General features: G+C 59.6%; 1 protein-coding gene. It reads right to left on the bottom strand.

Annotation, left to right across the window (positions count from 1 at the left end):
- On the bottom strand, positions 1–605 hold a 605-nt coding region (locus NKI25_RS36300; RefSeq protein WP_353000985.1), incomplete at its 3' end, for a Crp/Fnr family transcriptional regulator.
- Positions 606–720: the final 115 nt, after the last annotated feature.

The following is a 720-nucleotide window of genomic DNA, read 5'->3' as shown; positions in this document are numbered from 1 at the left end:
TTTTCGATCAGGCCTCTCTTGGCGAGGTCGCTCATTTCGCGCGAGACCGCTTCCCTGTGCGTGCTCATCGTTGCCGCCAGCTCGGAATGCGTCGGTGCCGGGCTTATGGACACCTCGCCGTCCGCGAGTGCGGCTTTCTCCGCCCGATGCAGGAGCTCGACGATCAGCCGTTTTCGCACGACCAGAGTGCTGTATTCGAATACCCGCTCGGTCATGCGCCGGAGCTGGGCAGACAGATGCTCAAGCAGCATCCAGGCAAAAGTCGGGTGGGTCATCACGATATCCCGGAATGCTGTGCCGGACAGCCGTGCAGCGCGGGTTGCCTCCAGCGCGACTACGCTGGCAGAGCGTGCAATCCCGTCAATGCCTCCGAGCTCCCCGAAAATGTCACCCGGTTCGACATCGCGATACGCTATCTCCCTGCCGTCCGCTGAAACCAGTGTCACGCGAGCCCGTCCTTCCAGCAGGAAGAAGACATCGCGACCAGTGTCGCCGTGGGAAATGATTAGCTCGTTGTGTCGATAGCTGCGCTCGTGCCACCGTTTGGTCAGCGCGGCGAGGTCGGCATCGCAAAGTCTTGAGATGAAGGCCAGAGAGCCTGTCACAACGGTCTCTTGTTCAATCAAGTGTACTTCACCTTACTCCCTATCCAAGGAAATTTGATGGCCGCAGGCCCCGCTTTCCGGGATGCAAACTGGGAGCGGATTTCGCCAATGTTTT

It is taken from the genome of Mesorhizobium sp. M0808 (assembly GCF_040320025.1).
Classification (GTDB): domain Bacteria; phylum Pseudomonadota; class Alphaproteobacteria; order Rhizobiales; family Rhizobiaceae; genus Mesorhizobium.
Note: the sequence above shows the minus strand (reverse complement) of the source record. Positions and strands in the feature narration are given on the sequence as shown.